The 16,512-nt window shown below is 62.6% G+C and carries 14 protein-coding genes and 1 pseudogene; 7 read left to right on the top strand and 8 right to left on the bottom strand.

The genetic code is table 11. The annotated features are described in order from the left end of the window. Window positions 1-61 precede the first annotated feature (61 nt). From tkt to ABSG20_RS17500, 3 genes are read right to left on the bottom strand one after another with little or no spacing between them, the layout of a single operon-like run. On the bottom strand, window positions 62-2,101 hold the full coding sequence (gene tkt / locus ABSG20_RS17490) for a transketolase (protein WP_423865768.1): 2,040 nt from the start codon (window positions 2,099-2,101) through the stop codon (window positions 62-64). After that, window positions 2,098-2,973 (bottom strand): phosphoribulokinase, encoded by an 876-nt coding sequence (locus ABSG20_RS17495; protein WP_423865769.1) that lies wholly within the window; start codon window positions 2,971-2,973, stop codon window positions 2,098-2,100. The genes tkt and ABSG20_RS17495 overlap by 4 nt, the downstream gene beginning before the upstream one ends. 16 nt (window positions 2,974-2,989) lie before the next feature. Next, window positions 2,990-4,027, bottom strand: coding sequence for a class 1 fructose-bisphosphatase (locus ABSG20_RS17500; protein WP_423865770.1), 1,038 nt, complete (start codon window positions 4,025-4,027; stop codon window positions 2,990-2,992). Window positions 4,028-4,177: 150 nt separating this feature from the next. Here ABSG20_RS17500 and ABSG20_RS17505 point away from each other — a divergent pair, with 150 nt between their 5' ends. Both ABSG20_RS17505 and ABSG20_RS17510 read left to right on the top strand, forming a co-directional pair. Next, a complete protein-coding gene (locus ABSG20_RS17505) occupies window positions 4,178-5,149 on the top strand; it encodes a LysR family transcriptional regulator (RefSeq protein WP_423865779.1) in 972 nt (323 codons plus the stop codon). A gap of 495 nt (window positions 5,150-5,644) precedes the next feature. Next, on the top strand, window positions 5,645-5,950 hold the full coding sequence (locus tag ABSG20_RS17510) for a hypothetical protein (protein ID WP_423865771.1): 306 nt from the start codon (window positions 5,645-5,647) through the stop codon (window positions 5,948-5,950). Here ABSG20_RS17510 and ABSG20_RS17515 read toward each other — a convergent pair. The 3 genes from ABSG20_RS17515 to ABSG20_RS17525 all read right to left on the bottom strand — a co-directional run bounded on the left by ABSG20_RS17515 (window position 5,943) and on the right by ABSG20_RS17525 (window position 10,256). Then, on the bottom strand, window positions 5,943-7,907 hold the full coding sequence (locus tag ABSG20_RS17515; protein WP_423865772.1) for a putative bifunctional diguanylate cyclase/phosphodiesterase: 1,965 nt from the start codon (window positions 7,905-7,907) through the stop codon (window positions 5,943-5,945). The genes ABSG20_RS17510 and ABSG20_RS17515 overlap by 8 nt on opposite strands. Next, window positions 7,904-9,037: an FIST signal transduction protein gene (locus ABSG20_RS17520; protein ID WP_423865773.1), complete on the bottom strand. Its 1,134-nt coding sequence runs from the start codon at window positions 9,035-9,037 to the stop codon at window positions 7,904-7,906. The genes ABSG20_RS17515 and ABSG20_RS17520 overlap by 4 nt, the downstream gene beginning before the upstream one ends. A 682-nt stretch (window positions 9,038-9,719) precedes the next feature. Then, window positions 9,720-10,256: a Spy/CpxP family protein refolding chaperone gene (locus ABSG20_RS17525; protein WP_423865774.1), complete on the bottom strand. Its 537-nt coding sequence runs from the start codon at window positions 10,254-10,256 to the stop codon at window positions 9,720-9,722. Here ABSG20_RS17525 and ABSG20_RS17530 point away from each other — a divergent pair. The 4 genes and pseudogenes from ABSG20_RS17530 to ABSG20_RS17545 all read left to right on the top strand — a co-directional run bounded on the left by ABSG20_RS17530 (window position 10,186) and on the right by ABSG20_RS17545 (window position 12,720). Then, window positions 10,186-10,731: an exopolysaccharide biosynthesis protein gene (locus ABSG20_RS17530; RefSeq protein ID WP_423865775.1), complete on the top strand. Its 546-nt coding sequence runs from the start codon at window positions 10,186-10,188 to the stop codon at window positions 10,729-10,731. The two genes, ABSG20_RS17525 and ABSG20_RS17530, sit on opposite strands and share 71 nt — an antisense overlap. A gap of 48 nt (window positions 10,732-10,779) precedes the next feature. Next, window positions 10,780-10,941, top strand: a pseudogene (locus tag ABSG20_RS17535) (helix-turn-helix domain-containing protein); the annotation flags it as partial. 276 nt (window positions 10,942-11,217) lie between these two features. Next, window positions 11,218-11,868, top strand: a complete 651-nt coding sequence (locus ABSG20_RS17540) for a PAS domain-containing protein (protein ID WP_423865776.1) — start codon at window positions 11,218-11,220, stop codon at window positions 11,866-11,868. A gap of 564 nt (window positions 11,869-12,432) precedes the next feature. Beyond that, window positions 12,433-12,720, top strand: a complete 288-nt coding sequence (locus ABSG20_RS17545; RefSeq protein ID WP_423865777.1) for a hypothetical protein — start codon at window positions 12,433-12,435, stop codon at window positions 12,718-12,720. Between the two features lie 136 nt (window positions 12,721-12,856). On the opposite strand, the gene hemF is transcribed toward ABSG20_RS17545, so the two are convergent. Further along, the gene (hemF, locus tag ABSG20_RS17550) at window positions 12,857-13,753 is read right to left on the bottom strand and encodes an oxygen-dependent coproporphyrinogen oxidase (protein ID WP_423865778.1); all 897 of its coding nucleotides are present in this window, start codon (window positions 13,751-13,753) and stop codon (window positions 12,857-12,859) included. 303 nt (window positions 13,754-14,056) lie between these two features. Between hemF and hemE the strand changes: the two genes are divergently transcribed. Beyond that, window positions 14,057-15,073 (top strand): uroporphyrinogen decarboxylase, encoded by a 1,017-nt coding sequence (gene hemE, locus ABSG20_RS17555; protein ID WP_423865780.1) that lies wholly within the window; start codon window positions 14,057-14,059, stop codon window positions 15,071-15,073. A gap of 24 nt (window positions 15,074-15,097) precedes the next feature. Here the strand turns inward: hemE and hemC are convergent, their stop codons facing one another. Continuing rightward, entirely contained in the window at window positions 15,098-16,069 is a 972-nt protein-coding gene (gene hemC / locus ABSG20_RS17560; protein WP_423865781.1) for a hydroxymethylbilane synthase, read from the bottom strand. Window positions 16,070-16,512: the final 443 nt, after the last annotated feature.

The following is a 16,512-nucleotide window of genomic DNA, read 5'->3' on the forward strand; positions in this document are numbered from 1 at the left end:
TGCCTCAGGGTAATGCGTGCCATCTTCTTGTTCCCGTCATTGTCTCGCGCGCCCATGAACCTCAGGCGTAGGTTGTCGCCATCCTCGACCGCGCCAGGCAACGCAGCGCCGCCGTCGCGACCGCCTCCGCGGTAATGCCGAACTCGCGATACAAGACCTCCGCCGGCGCCGAGGCGCCGAAGCCGGTCATGCCGACGAATTCCCCGCGCTCGCCGAGCCAGCGCGCCCAGTCGCCCTCGACCGCGGCCTCGACGCCGATCCGCGGCGCCTGTCCGAGCACCGCCGCGCGATATTCCCGGGACTGCGCACGGAACAGCTCGAAACATGGCGCCGAGACCACCGCGGCGCGGACGTTGTCCTGCGCCAGCAATTTTGCGGCCTGCAGCGCGATCGCAACTTCGGAGCCGGTGGCGATCAGGGTAACGTCACGGCCCCCTTCGGGATCGACCACGACATAGGCCCCATAGGCCACCCGATTGACGTCATCGCTGACGTCGCTGAACGTCGGCACCGCCTGCCGCGACAGACACAGCACCGATGGATTGCTTTCGGCGCGTAGCGCGCAGTCCCAGGCTTCCGCGGTCTCGACCGCATCGCCGGGCCGGAACACCAACAGGCCGGGAATCGCCCGCAAGGCAGCGAGATGTTCGACCGGCTGATGGGTCGGACCGTCTTCGCCGAGCCCGATCGAATCATGCGTCATCACATGGATGACCCGGATCCGCATCAAGGCCGCCAGCCGGATCGCCGGACGGCTGTAATCGGTGAAGGTCAAAAACGTGCCGCCATAGGGAATAAAGCCGCCATGCAGAGCGATGCCGTTCATGGCCGCCGCCATCGCGTGTTCGCGGATGCCGTAATGGATGTAGTCGCCGGCGAAGAAATCGGCCTGCACCGGACGCTGCGATTTGGCGCGCGTCAGATTGGAGTGGGTCAGGTCGGCCGAGCCGCCCAGAAGATTCGGCAAGGCGGTAGCGATCGCATCGAGTACCTGTTGCGAGGCCTGCCGCGTCGCGATGCCAGGGCGCTTGGCGCCGAATTCGTCGCGGACCGCGGCCATGGCCGTCAGATAGTCGCCCGGCAGTTTGCGGTTCAGCGCATCGTGGAACGGCGAGCGCGGCGCGGCAGGAACGCGCTTGGTCCGCTCGAGCCAGTGGCGCCGCGCGCTCTGCCCGCGCGCGCCGATCTCGCGCCATTGATCGAGTACATGGTGGGGGATTTCGAACGGCGGATGGGGCCAATTCAGCGCGGCGCGCGTCTTTGCCACCTCATCGGCGCCGAGCGGCGCGCCATGGGCCTTTTCGCTGCCCTGGCGGTTGGGCGCGCCGAAGCCGATCACGGTGCGGCACGCGATCAGCGACGGACGATCGCTGCGCCGAGCCTGCTCGATCGCAGCCGTGATGGCTTCGGGATCATGGCCGTCGATGCGGCAGGTCGACCAGCCGGAGGCCTCGAAACGCTTGAGCTGATCGTCCGAGCATGACAGCGATGTCGGTCCGTCGATCGATATTTCGTTGTCGTCGAACAGCACGATCAGCCGGTTGAGCCTGAGATGTCCGGCCAGCGAGATCGCTTCATGGCTGAGACCTTCCATCAGGCAGCCATCGCCCGAGATCACATAGGTAAAGTGGTCGACGAAGTCATTGCCGAAGCGGGCGTTCAACAGCCGCTCGGCCAGCGCCATGCCGACCGCGGTGGCGATGCCCTGGCCGAGCGGCCCGGTGGTGGTCTCGACACCCGGCGTATGGCCATACTCCGGATGTCCCGGCGTCTTCGATCCCCACTGCCTGAAATTCCTGAGCTCGTCGAGCGTAACCCCCTCGTAGCCGGTCAAATAGAGCAGCGCATAGAGCAGCATCGAGCCGTGACCGGCGGACAGGACAAACCGGTCGCGATCCGGCCATGCCGGATCGCTGGCATCGAATTTGAGGAAGCGCGAGAACAACACCGTGGCGACATCGGCCATACCCAAGGGCATGCCGGGATGGCCGGATTTTGCCTGCTCGACCGCGTCGATGGCGAGGAAGCGGACAGCGTTGGCGCGTTCGGCATGCGCCGTGGCAGGCCGCGCCACGGCGGGGTTGAGTGCATGGACCGTCATACCGTGCGCCTCTTGCGTTCCATCAGTTGCAGGATCAGCGGGGTGAGGATGAGCTGCATGGCGAGGTCGAGCTTCGATCCGTGGATCACGATCGAATTGGCGCGCGACATGAAGCTGTTCGGGATCATCGACAGCAGATAGGGGAAATCGATGCCGCGCGGATTTTTCAGCCGGATCACCACCATCGATTCGTCGGGGGTCGGGATCCAGCGCGCGATGAAGGGATTCGAGGTGTCGACCGTCGGCACCCGCTGGAAATTGATGTCCGTCTCGGCGAACTGCGGACAGATATAGTTCACGTAGTCCGGCATCCGCCGCAGGATGGTGTCGGTGACCGCCTCGGTCGAATAGCCGCGGTCGCTGCGGTCGCGGTGCAGTTTCTGGATCCATTCCAGATTGATGACGGGAACCACGCCGATCTTGAGATCGGCATATTGGGCGACGTTGACCTTCTCGGTCACCACGGCGCCGTGCAGGCCTTCGTAGAACAACAGATCGGAATTTTCCGGCAGCCTGTCCCATTCGGTAAAGCTGCCCGGCGCCGCTCCATAAAGCTTGGCCTCTTCGTCGTCGTGAACGTAATGACGCGTGGTTCCGGTGCCGGCTTCGCCATAGTCGCGGAACAACCGTTCGAGCTCCTCGAACAGGTTGGTCTCGGGGCTGAAATGGCTGAAATGCTTGTTGCCGCGCTCGGCTTCCTCGGCCATTTTGGCGCGCATATCGGCGCGGTTGTAACGGTGAAAGGCGTCGCCTTCGATATAGGCCGCCGATACCCTTTCGCGCCGGAAGATGTTCTCGAAGGTTCTTTTCACCGACGTCGTGCCGGCGCCGGAGGAACCCGTGATCGATATGATGGGATGGCTGCGCGACATCGGCAATGGTCCGGGATCAGCGGAACAGGCCGCGCCGCGCGAACAGCGGTGCGTCACTGTTGTCAAACATCGGTTCGATGCCTTCGTGGATGGCGGCAACGTCGCGAACGCCGCGCACCGAGCCCATGATCAGCGGCACCCGCTGGTGCGGCGTCTTGGCCCCGAGTTCCAGAATTCGCCGCCGCCCCGTGCTCGCCGAACCGCCCGCCCACTCCATCACCAGCGCCATCGGATGGGCTTCGTACAACAGCCGAAGCCTGCCTTCGCGATAGCCGGGACGGGCATCGGCCGGGTACAGAAACACCCCGCCGCGCACCAGGATGCGCAGCGCTTCCGCCACCAGCGAGCCGATCCATCGCATGTTGAAATCGGCGTCGCGGTCGCCATTGGTGCCGGCGAGGCATTCGTCGATATAGGCGCGGACCGGTCCGTGCCAGTGCCGTCGATTGGAGGCATTGATGGCAAATTCCGGCGTATCGGACCTGACCTTCACGCCCTGTTTGACCAGGATGAACTGCTGGCTGCGGCGGTCGAGAATGAAGATGTCGACCTGCCTGTTGAGCGCCAGCACAAGTGTCGTTTGCGGACCGTAAACGACAAAACCCGCGGCGCACTGCGCCGTGCCGGGCTCGAAGAAGGTGGAAAGAATATCGTTGCCGCGGGGGCGGATCGAAAAGATGGTGCCGACCGAGATATTGTTTTCAAGATTGGACGAGCCGTCGAGCGGATCGATCGCCACGCACAGCGGCGCCGCGGGATCGAGGGTTTCGGGCAGCGCGGCTTCCTCGGAAACAAGCGCCGCGACCGGGGCATGGCGCAGGGCGCGCCGCATCATTTCGTCGGCGGCGACATCGATGTCCTTTTGCTGATCGCCATCGGCATTGACGCCGCCGCTCTGGCCGGTGATGCCCACGAGCGGTCCATCCGCGATCAGCGCGGCGAGTTCGACCGACGCTGCGGCAAGGGCTGCGATCACCTCGGCCACCGCGGTGCCCTGCGGCATCAGCGGCGCCGCCCGATCGAGATGCGAACGCAGTGTCACACGCTCGTCCATGGCCCGTCTCCCTGCGTCCTCTCCGGGGCGCTCCCGGTTGCGGCTCGCCGGTCGGCAATTCGCTAAATCCAAGGAAGCGCAATTTGCCTGATTAGGGAAATTTTGTTATCTTTTGAGTGAGCAAAGTTTTTCTTATGAAGGGGGCTGATGATGGCGGGACGTTTTGCCAGGGAATTGACCCTTCGCCAGTTGCGGGCGCTGGCCGCGGTCCAGAAGCACCGCTCCGTCACATCAGCGGCCAGGCAGCTCAATCTGACGCAGCCCGCAGTAACGCTGCAGCTGCGCAACCTGCAGGCGCTGGCAGGCCTGCCGCTGATCCAGCGTTCCAGCGACGGCATGCTTTTGACCGACGCCGGCCGCGAAGTGCTGGCGCTGACCGAGCGGATCGAAGCCGCCATCCTGTCCTGCGAAACCTCGCTTGACATGATTGCGGGCAAGACTGCGGGGCGGGTTTCGATCGGCGCAGTCAGCACCGCCAAGTATTTCGTGCCGTTCGCGATATCGGGATTTTCGCGCGCCTTTCCGAACATCGATATCGCGCTCTCGATCGGAAACCGCCAGGAGATCGGAACGGCGTTGCGCGGCTACGATCTGGACATCGCGATCATGGGCCGCCCGCCGGTGGATATTCCGATGAACACCCATCTGATCGGCGACCATCCCCACGTCGTCATCGCGCCGACGTCGCATCGCCTGGCGCGAAAATCGCGGCTCAAACTGACCGATCTTGCCGACGAGACCTTCCTGACCCGCGAGCCCGGATCCGGAACGCGCGGGCTGATGGAGCAGTTGTTCGAGCAGGCCGGCCTCCGCCCGAAGATCGGCATGGTCATGAGCAGCAACGAGACCATCAAGCAGGCGGTCATCGCCGGCCTCGGGATTGCGTTTATTTCCGCCCATACGGTGGCCGCCGAACTCGACGAGCGACGGCTGGTGACGCTTGACGTCGATGGCCTGCCGGTGGTGCGGCAATGGTTCGTGCTCGCCCGCAAGGACAAGGTGCTGCTGCCGCCAGCGCAGGCCATGCTGGATTTTCTCAGCGCCAAGGGCGCCCAGTTTCTGCCGCGCACCCACGGCAGGCTGCGCCTGACACGGCCGTCAGGGCGCGCCAGCCGCCGCTGATGGCGCGAACAGAAATGCCGGGAACGTTTCCCTCCATCGAAACATGATCCGGTGGATCGCGTCCTGTGGTCGTACCGATTCAAATTTCAAACAGCCACGAAAAAATAAATCCGAGATCGTCATTGCGAGCCAACGGGTCGCGCGAACGCGCGCCCGATGACAGGGTCCGCCAAGCAATCCAGCTTTGGTGCTGCGGAGATTAAGCTGGATTGCTTCGTCGCAAGGGCGCATTGGAGCCGAAGGCGTAATGCGCCATCTTGGTGATTCATAACCGCGCATCGCGCCCTCTACGAGTTCGTGTCGATGGTAGAAAAAACTGCGACGTCGAGGCTTGGAGAAGTACCTACGAAGGATCGGTTGGTGCGTGACGATCTATGCCGCTTTGCTCGGAAGGAGCAATTTGAAATGGCGTTGCCGAAGCAGTGACAGCATCTCTTTCTGCCCGTTAACGACCCGGATGCGGTCGGCTTCAAATGGCTGGATGACACGCATCTATTGATCGCCGGTCATCGCCAAGATGACATTCCCAAAAAGCCAACAAGTTTCGAAGGCATTTCGCTTATCTATTCGACTTACAAAGCCAGCGATCCCGATCAATCGCGTGACGCGGCATCCTTCGCGGTTTCCCACCGCAAGGTATCCTTCAGTTATCGCTTCGAATTTGTCCCCGGCTACGGGCTGCCCGGCGCGGTATGCAGTCTCTATTTGACCGCCGATGGAAGACCAGAGGTCGAACAAATAGGGTTACGCTTGACCGCTACCAAAATTTTCCGCGCGAAGGCCAACGCTCCTATTAAATGACGCCCCTGGCCCGACCGGGACGGCGTTGTCCGATCGTCGCGGTGTCAGAATGTTCTGGAAGTTCAGCGCTGAGACGATGGCGCCACTCTCCGGCGTGGTGGCTTGGCTGGGAGGCAAGGGCGAACGGCGGGGCCGTTCGATCGGCCATCCGCAATGCGTCAGCTGAAGAAACCGGGGTGCCAAACAAGTGGCCCTGAAGCTCTCCGCATCCTTCGGCCAACAGCATCTGTCGCTGCGCTCGCGTCTCCACGCCTTCTGCGGTGACCCCGATATCAAGGCTGTTGCAAAGGCCGATCACCGAACGAACGATGGCAAGCGCCTTCCTGTCGCGACCCAGTCCGCGCACAAAGCTTTGATCGATCTTGATACGGTCGAACGGGAAGCTATGCAGATAACTCAGCGAGGAGTAACCGGTCCCGAAATCATCCATGGCAACCCGCACTCCGACCGCCTGGACGCGGCGCATGACCGCGAGAGCTGCCACGCTGTCGCTCAACAAAGCCGTCTCGGTGATCTCGAGTTCGAGGCGGCTGGCCCTCAAGCCTGTCTCGTTCAGTGCCGACAGCACCTGATCAAACAGCAACCTTTTCCGGATCTGGATCGAGGAGACGTTGACCGCGATGCCGATGTCACCTGGCCATCGCAGCGCTTCCAGGCAGGCTTGCTTGAGCACCCATTGGCCGATCTCGACGATCGCACCGCTCTGCTCCGCGAGGGGGATAAATTCGCTGGGCGGCACCATTCCGCGCGTCGGGTGATGCCAGCGGATCAGCGCTTCGAACGAGGCGATCTCGCCGGTCTCGGCGTGGACACGCGGCTGGTAGTAAAGTTCTAACTGCGATCGGAGGAGCGCTACGGATAGATCCTGCTCGAGCGCGCGGCGTGCTCGCAGGGACGCGTTCATCGCAGTATCGAATCGTACGAAGCGCCCGCGGCCAGTCTCCTTTGCGCGATAAAGGGCAAGATCGGCGTATCGCATAACGTCATCGGCGGTCTCGGCGTCGTCCGGCGCGATCGCGATTCCCACGCTTGCGCCGATGTGCACGATCGTGCCGTCGAGATCGAAGGGCTCACTCACCGCCTGTGTGACTCGCGCTGCGATACTCTCGGCCTCTGATGCGTCACGGGAGAGAATGATAGCGAATTCGTCGCCGCCGAGCCGTGCAAGCATGTCGCCGGGCCTGATGTGACGCTTCAGACGCGCCGCCACCTCACGAAGCAGCTTATCTCCGGCCGCATGGCCGAAGATATCGTTGACCGGTTTGAAACCGTCGAGATCAAGGCAGAGTACCGCATAACGGCCGCGACTGACCGCTCCGTCGAGGCCTTCGGTGAACATGCGGCGGTTCGGGAGGCCGGTCAATGTATCGTGATTGGCAAGAAAGGCAATGCGTGCGGCTGAAACGTTGCGCTCCGTCACGTCTTCGGAACTGACGAGGAAGCCTCCGTCGGCTGTCGGCCGGATGGCGATATGGACATGGCGCCCATCCGACAGCACCTGCTCGGTTTCCGCATCGACACGTGTTGCGGCGAGGTCGAGGCGCGCCTGGATGGCGGCCTCGTCAAGCAGCGGACTCGCCCTGAGGAACGCCTCGTAGCTGAGCCTTTCATTGTGCCCGTTGTCCGGCAGGCCAAGTATCTCGCCCTCCCGACGGTTGAAGACCACAACGTGGCCTTCCGTATCGAGCAATGCGAGGCCATTGGCCATATTGTCCAGAGCGAGGCTGAAGCGAACGTTCTGGGCGCGGAGCTGCCCGACCGAGTGTTCCAGCGCCTCATGTGCCTCTTCGATCTCGGCCGCCATCACGCCTGCGGACTGTTCGGTCCGCCGACGGGCCAGATCGTGTTCCTGATAGGCCGACACGACCAGGTCACACAGCCGCTGTGTGTCGACGCCGCCTCCGGTTGTGGCGGCCTTGCGGAGCTGCCGCTTGAGGAGCCGTTCGCCGGCCGTCATCCTGTCGCTTCGTGGATCAAGGTCAACGACATCGTCTGATTTTGAAGCGTTGCCGTATGCGTCGCGGCATCGGGAACGATGACTCCGTGCGCGTAGAAGCCGGTGACGCCCGAGCCAAACGCTTCGCTGGCGGGCCTTACTTCTTCCTCGGTTCGCTGGCCGAGAACCAGATTGCGGCCGATGCAGCTGACCATCATGGCGAGCGTCTCGCTCTGGGGGATGGCTTCGCTGCTTTGGAGCAGCCGTTCGACGGCGCCAATGGAGCCGTCGATGAGCCCATCGAGACTGCCACGCATCAATTGTGCGGCCCATCCTTCAGGCACGTCGCCGCCGAACGAGATGGTGCCCGCGGCCCGATCGATCCCGAGCACGGTGCGGACGTATGTCAACTGCGGCACGTCGGTATCCCAGACGAGCAGCGGGAAGAGCAGCCCCGATCCGGGTAGGTTCGCCGCGTCCTCACCGAGGTAACGTTCATAGAGTTGGAGGGCCGGCTTGCCGTCGAGTTCGGCAATCGTGTTGCCGTGCGAACGGGTGATCCGACGCTTTGGTCCGAAGGGCTCCCAGCCAGCGCCGGACGCGTGTGCCAGGCGAACCGCATTTCCGTAAAATCCGATGGCGGCGACGCGACCCGTCCGTGCCGTTCTGCCGCAGCCGACAAGAGTACGCTCAAATCGGGCACCGTCGCCGGCAAGGCCCCCACTGATCGGCATTGTTCCGATCTCGCGCTGGATGCCGGCGGCGAGCTTTGTTCCGTCCACCTGAACGCCGTCGGACAGAACAAAGACGCCGGCGAGGTTCTCGCCGCGAAGTGCGTCGCCCAGGGCGCGGCCGCCGTTTTCCGAGCCCGCGCTGTCTGCGACATCGGCCTCGACGAGCCGCACGGTTGTGTCGCGGAAGCTGCACGTCACGCCGACGATGCCTTGGTCATCGATCTCGTTGCCAACGATGCCGCCGCTGGTGCTGCAGCCGAGCAGCAATGCGCCCGGAAAACGTTCCGACAAAACCGAAGGAGCCGATGTCGCTTCGATCTGACGGGCGGAACCGAAATAGAGGACAAGATCGGGTTGCACGGACGTCTGCTCGAACCCCCAGCCGTTTTCAGTCCAACCGATCTTCTCGACTTTCATGGTCCACTCCATCACTGTTTCTCTCAAACTGCGCATCCATCGGTAAATGCCTGGTTACGCCCGCACGATTGTCGCCAGCGCGTCGTACCAATCTGACCGATGAGCCCGGTCCCCTTAGGCCGAGAGACTTGCTTCACCGCCCGGATGTTCCGCGCAATGTCAGCCGGGTGACACGGGCAGGAGCTCCCAGGGTGCATTGGAGCCGGAGGCGTAGTGCACCCTCTTGGCGATTCATAACGACGGATCACGATGCGCCCTACGAGCAGTCCCGGGGGGCCGACTCGCACAGTGAGCGATGGGTCGGCGTTCCCGAACCGGGGAAGAAGGGTTATCCGCTCCTTAACCGCGACGGTGCAATTTTGCAGCCCACCAAGGGTTACTAATAATCATGATCGCCTAATCTGTTCATTGCAACAACCCCTGCTTATCGCTATGGACGAAAGCGATGCGATCGATCCGCCGTTCTTATAGTAACGGCTTGGGATTGGTTTGATCGCGCCTCTGCGTCGCGTTAGGAAGAGGCGCTGGCGCATCGTGCCCGCTTCCTAAGCCCGGTCATCCTCACCGGCGCTTTCACATCGCGACGCGAGCGGCAACCGACACCCGCGTCAGTGCCGACGGCGCCGCTACCGATGACCTTCGACCCCCGATAGCCGGACCGAAGGAGGGTGTCGTATTTTCCTTATTCACGGCCGTGACGTTCGCGGAACCGGTCGAACTTCTCCTTCTGCTTGGCGTCAAGGCTGTTGTAGAAAGCGATCAGCTTCGGATTCTCCGCTTTCAAGGCCGCAAGCCGCGCTTCGATGAAGGCCTGACCGAAATTGAGACGTGCCTCGAACGACGACATGTCCGGCTTGCTGGCGCAGAGAGCGGCCTTCGAATCTTCCAGCGACTGCCTGCGTGCCTCGTGGAATTCCTTGAAGGCAGCCTTTTGCGCATCACTCAGGTTCAGATATTCCGCTATCCGATCCGCCATCTCGGGGTGGTGCGACGGCCCGCCCCGCTCGGCGCAAAGGCGCTCAAACGGCGCGTGGCGCGATCCGCCTTGGGCCACCGCCACTTGGGTTAAGGTCGCGGCAAAGGCCGCCGACGCAACGATCAGGGTGCTTGTTCCAACGTCCGTCGTGTTGCAGCGGCTGCATGATGAAGTGCCCGCTGACCACTTCACCTTGGGCTGGCTGATGCACAGCCTGGACAAGCGTTCCTTCGGAATCATCATGCTGCTCGCTTTGGTCGCAATCGTACCGGGGCTCTCGATCGTAGCCGGCCTGCTGCTCATGATTCCGGCGTTCCAGATGATCGCGGGCAAGCCTGCCCCGGTCTTTCCGCGCCGCATCGCCGCTCGTTCCTTGCCAACAAGACGCCTCGCGGCCGTGGTGCAGCGATCGGTGCCGGTGCTCAGATATCTTGAGAAGATTATTCATCCGCGCTGGCATGCCCATATCGAGGCAACAAAACCCCTGGTCGGCGCGGTCGGCGTGCTCTTAAGCGCAACCCTGGTGTTCGTTCCGATCCCCCTGAGCAACACCGTCCCCGCCCTGGTAATCGCGCTGATCTCGCTTGCTTACCTCGAAGAGGATGGGGTCCTGCTCTCAATCGGCTTGTTGGCCGCCGCGATTGTGCTGACGGTCGCAGCGCTGGCGGTCTGGGAAATGCTAGTCGGCGCAAAATGGATGATCGATCTCGGGCACTGACGCAGCAGGCCCGTGATCAACGGCGGGTGAAGGTCTGCCACCCGGTCGGATATTGGTGAATACCTTGGAATGTTGCTTGAGGCCGTGAGCAGGGCATTTCGGGTCTTGACCACGCGCGGCATCATCAAGAGCCGGGACCGGCGCCATCTGAAAATCGCCGACCGCGGCACATTCGACAAGATTGCCGCTGACATGTTGAACATACCTTAGATCGAAGTGGCGTCAGCTCCCCAGCCCTTCCGCATTAAGGGAACTTCAGGCTTTACGTCGGGAACCGGACATGCGAGAGTAGCCAGCATCGAAACGGACCTTGGCAGGTGCGGGTGACTGTGAGTGCCCGCAGGGCGACATGATGGCTCGCTACGCGCCCGTTCCGTCCGAATGCCGGTTTGACGTCGCGCCGGTAGCGGGGTCGAGCGACTCCACGACGTCGACGGTCTGGCGCGGCGGCTCTCCACCCGAATTGGCTCTTTACGGGAGAGACGAATGAAGAAGTTCGTTTGCGAGCAAAACATCGCTCATTTCCAGAAGCTTTTGGGCGAAACGACAGATGCAAGCCTCCATCGCACGCTTCAAGCTCTGCTGTCCTCGGCAAAGCGCGAACTCGCACTTTTAAATTCGACGCAGTCCGGTGCGGACGTATTGCCGTTCGAGCATCGTCGGAGGCGGCTGGTTGACGCGCAAGCAGTGAGACAACAGTTTCAATCCGAATTCGACGGTTCACCACATCCTTACATGCTTTTGGATCCGGGCCCGGGCCTGCGCATCGTCGACATCAACGACGCGTACGCGGAAGCCACTTTCATTTCCCGGAGCGATGTCGTCGGAAGGTCGCTGTTTGACGTATTCCCGGATAATCCCGATGACGCACTCGCCGACGGCGTGAGCAATTTATATGCTTCACTGCGGATTGTGACACAGACCGGGCAACCGCACGCCATGGCGATCCAACGCTATGACATACGGAATCCCAGCAGTGAGTTTGTCGAGCGTCACTGGCAACCCGTTAATACGCCGATACACGACAAGGACGGCCGTCTAGTTTTCTTGTTGCACCACGTGGAAGACGTGACAGACCAACTGCTTCCATCTCCGCCCGAAAAGCAGAGTGGGCGCGACCGGCACCCCCAGTCTTGAGACATGGAGGAAATCGGGGCAACGAACCGATGCGCCACTCAGGCCCTTGAACTTGCAAAATTCTTCGATCAATCAAGTGAACCACGACGAAGGACCGATGCGCTTTTCGCGCCGGCGGACGTGCGTCAGGGAGCGTCCGGCAATTGAGATTCCACAATTCAACGGAGTTGATCTGCACAAATTCTCATTCGCGAAATATTTGTGACTGAGCAATATTGGCCATTAATCGGGAAGCGGACATGGCAAAGTAGGGCTTGGCATCCATCGGGGGAGCGAGAAGGTTGTGTTCTCGCCAAGGGGCAGTATTCTGTCACAAATCCAAGCCAATCGAATCCAGCCTGCCCCAATTCAGCGCGCCTTTGTGTGGTGCCGGTTCGAAATGACACCGGGGGACGCCCTGCCGAGTAGCGAATTCTGGCTGCCCTAACGCGCTGCATGCCGTGAAGACGGTAGGTAGATCTGAAGATCCCATGAAATCGAAAGTCTGGCGGGAATGGATTGCGCGCGCCTCCCCTCCCACGCAATAGCGCTCGTACCGTCAAGGGGGGCCGATGGAAGACCACATTGACCGGGAGAACCTCGCGCTTTTCAAAAGGGCGCCTTGCGGAAGCGAGCAAGGATTCCGAGCGCGAAGTGCTCTCCGGGCTGTTGGCCCCGGAGCTTCGCATGACCGATAAATTTGATCCTGCTCCTTTCGATAAGCACGCAGCGGATCCCAAGGAAGCCACGAAAACCGACCTCCTCGTCGATGAGCAGCTCGAAGCCGGCCTTGTTGGCGGTTCGTTTCCTGCATCAGATCCTCCCAGCGCCACGCAACCATCACCCTCGAAATACGATGAAGGGACGGCTTGATAAACCCCGGCGGACCAGATGCCGCGCGGACTGCTATGACAGAAATACCACGATGAACCCGATTAGCTTTACCCGCGCAACGACGTGCGAGGGCCGGCAATGCGCGGGCATATTCTGAAGCGAACCCCTTTTCGAATTACGCCCAGCTTACCAGCGGCGGCATCGAGCTCAGGATGGTCTCGATATTGCCGCCGGTCTGCAGGCCGAACATGGTGCCGCGATCATAGAGCAGGTTGAATTCGACATAGAGCCCGCGGCAGGCGAGCTGCTCGGCGCGTTCGGCGTCGGTCCACGGCTCCCTCATCCGGTTGCGCACGATCCTCGGATAGACCTCCGAGAGCGCCAGCCCGACGTCCCTGGTGAACGCAAAATCCCTGGCAAAATCGCCGGTATTGAGGTGATCGTAGAAGATGCCGCCAACACCGCGCGCCTGGCCGCGATGCGGGAGGAAGAAATAGCTGTCGGCCCAGGGCTTGAACTTGTCGTAATAGGAGGGATCGTGGGCGTCGCAGGCGCGCTTCATGGCGGCGTGAAAGGCCACGGCGTCAGGCGCATCCTGGCTGCGCTGATCGGACAGCATCGGCGTCAGATCGGCGCCGCCGCCGAACCAGCCCTGCGCGGTCGACAGAAAGCGGGTGTTCATATGCACGGTCGGCACCCGCGGACTGCGCGGATGCATGATCAGGCTGATGCTGGTGGAGACGTAATCGAGCTGCACGCCGTCGCCCGGCAATGTCTTCGCCATCTCCGGCGTCAGCCTGCCATTGGCCGATGAGGTGTGGATGCCGATCTTCTCGAACAGCCGGCCGCCCGAGAGGAAGCCGCCGGTACCGCCGCCGCTGCCGGTTGTGCGCGTCCACGGCTTGTAGGTGAAGGTCGCGGGCTCGCCCGGAAACAGCTCCGCCGGCGCCTCGCGCTCGAGCCCTTCGATTTCGGCGCAGATCCGGTCGCGCAGGGATTCGAACCAGACTTTTGCCTGTGCGCGGTGCTGCTCGGCAGGGCTCGTCTGGCGTTCGCTGGTGGCATCGGACATCAAGAAATGGCTCGAAATGTGTGGGGTGTAGGGTGGGCAAAACCACCGGATCGCGCCAATGCGCGGCCAGTGGCGTGCCCCCCATCAAACCTGCTGTGGAGCACGGCGCAAGAGCGCCTTTGCCCACCTTTCAGATTTTAGCGCATTGTTCCGCCGCGTGGCAACTTGACCGCGGCGCCTGCCGTGGCCAAGAGCGCAGCAGCAGTGTATCAGCTGGGACAATGACCCCTGTCGATCCACCGACCCCTGTCGAATAATCCTGGGAAACCGCGCTTGACCCTGAATCCGACCGTTAAACCTTTTATGGAAGTCTTGTCCGGCCGCCGCCAGAAGGTGCCGCCCATCTGGATGATGCGGCAGGCCGGCCGCTATCTGCCGGAATACCGCGAACTGCGCGCCAAGGCCGGCGGCTTTCTCGAATTGTGCTTCACGCCGGAATATGCCGCTGAAGTCACGTTGCAGCCGATCCGCCGTTTCAGCTTCGATGCCGCGGTGATCTTCTCGGACATCCTGGTCATTCCCTACGCGCTCAGCCGCGCGGTCCGCTTCGAGGCCGGCGAAGGCCCGCGGCTCGATCCGCTGGATACGCCCGACAAGGTCGGCACGCTGTCGTCAAAGGCCGATTTCAACAAGCTCGAACCGGTGTTCGAAGCGCTGCGCCGGGTGCGCCGCGAGCTCGATCCGAAGATCGCGCTGATCGGTTTCTGCGGCGCGCCGTGGACGGTCGCAACCTACATGGTGGCCGGGCAAGGCACGGCGGATCAAGCGCCGGCACGCCTCATGGCCTATCGTCACCCCCAGGCCTTCGCTGCAATCATCGACGTGCTGGTCGAGAACTCGATCCAGTACCTGCTGGGACAACTCAAGGCCGGCGCCGACGTGCTGCAGATCTTCGACACCTGGGCCGGCATCCTGCCGCCGCGCGAATTTGCGCGCTGGTCGATCGAGCCGACCCGGCGCATCGTCGAGGGAGTCCGCGCCAGGGTGCCCGAAGCAAAGATCATCGGCTTTCCCCGTGGCGCCGGCACAATGCTGCCGGGCTATGCCGCGGTGACCGGCGTCGATGGCGTCAGCGTCGACTGGGCGCAGGATCCCGTTTTCATTCGCGACCACGTGCAAAGCCGGGCCGCGATCCAGGGCAATCTCGATCCGCTGGCGCTGATCGCCGGCGGCGCTGCCCTCGATGCCGCGGTTGACGACGTGCTGGCGAATTATGCCAGGGGACCGCTGATCTTCAATCTCGGCCACGGCATCGAGAAGGAAACCCCGATCGCCCATGTCGAGCAGATGGTGCAGCGGGTGCGCGCCTATCGCGGGTAGCATCCTGCGACCAACACAGTGGCTTCAAGGGGCCGGCCGCGTCCGCGCGATGATCTCGGCCGCGCCCTTCTGCAGCAGTTCCAGCCCGACGGCGCGGCCCAGTTCGCGCGGGCGCTCGGCCGGCCCGCTGCGAGAGGCCTCGATGAACTGCCCGCCGGTTTCATCCAGCACCGACGCCGTCAGTGTCATTTGCGTGCCTTCGATGACAGAATATCCCGCGATCGGCGAATTGCAGTGACCATTGAGCACCCACAAGACCTCGCGCTCGGCGTCGCAGCTCAGATGCGCGGAGACATCGTCGATCAACGAAAGATATTGCCGGGTCTGCCAGTCCGCCGCGGCGCACTCCACCGCGACGATGCCCTGCCCCACCGCCGGCAGCATCTCCAGCGGCGAGAAATCGCAGGCGATGCGGCCCGCCAGCCCGACCCGCTGCAGCCCCGAGCGGGCCATGATCAACGCGTCAGCCGGACCAGCTTCGCCGCCGCCGGGCAGCCGCTGCATCTCGCGGCGATCGAGCTTGCGCACTCTGGTGTCGGCGGCGCCGCGAAAATGAATGACCTCGATGTCCGGAAACAGCCGCCGCGCATAGGCCGCACGGCGCACCGCGTTGGTGCCGATCTTGAAGCCCTTGCCCTGGGAACGTTTGAATTCCTCGATCGAAAGCCCCTGGCGCAACACCAGTGCGTCGGTCGGCGGGTCCCGCGCCAGCGTGGCGCCGATCAACAGCCCCGGCGTATCCTCATTGCCCGGCATGTCCTTCAGCGAATGCATCGCCGCATGCAGTTTTCCCGCCCGGACGGCAGCACGAATCTCGGCAACGAAGGCCCCGCCCTTGCCGCCATGGGTCAACAATTTGCCGGTCTGGTCGCTGTCGCCGACGGTCTCGAACTTGACGATCTCGACATCGAGATCCGGCTTAGCCGCCGACAACCGCCGGGCGATCTCCTCGGTCTGGGCCAGCGCCATGGTGCTTTTGCGCGTGCCGATCCGCATCGAAATGACCACCACCGGCGCTCCATCCAATCATCGCGCGCGGGACTGCGGCGACTTCGTTCGCGGCAGATTAAGACCAGCCGCCGAGGGAATGCAAATGGATGAGCTGGCTTGCGGGTAGACCCTCAGCCCCGCCATTCCGGGGCGCGCCAGCGGGTCGGCGCTTCGCGCCGCCCGTGACAGGCTCGACGCGAACCCGGAAATCTCGAGGTTCCGGGTTCGTCGCTCGCGACACCCCGGAATGACGGTCGATTGAGATCAGCACGCCACCTTGACATCGCCGATATCGCCACTCCCTGGTATCCGACACGCCCGCGCGAAAGCATGCGCGCGCCAGCCTCCATAGGAAAAGCTGGATTGCTTCGTCGCAAGAGCTCCTCGCAATGACGGTTGGAAGTCATCCTTTGTTAGTTTCTGTCCAGGAGCGCCAGCGACGAAGCCAT

The organism is Bradyrhizobium sp. (assembly GCF_049512235.1).
Lineage (GTDB): Bacteria > Pseudomonadota > Alphaproteobacteria > Rhizobiales > Xanthobacteraceae > Bradyrhizobium.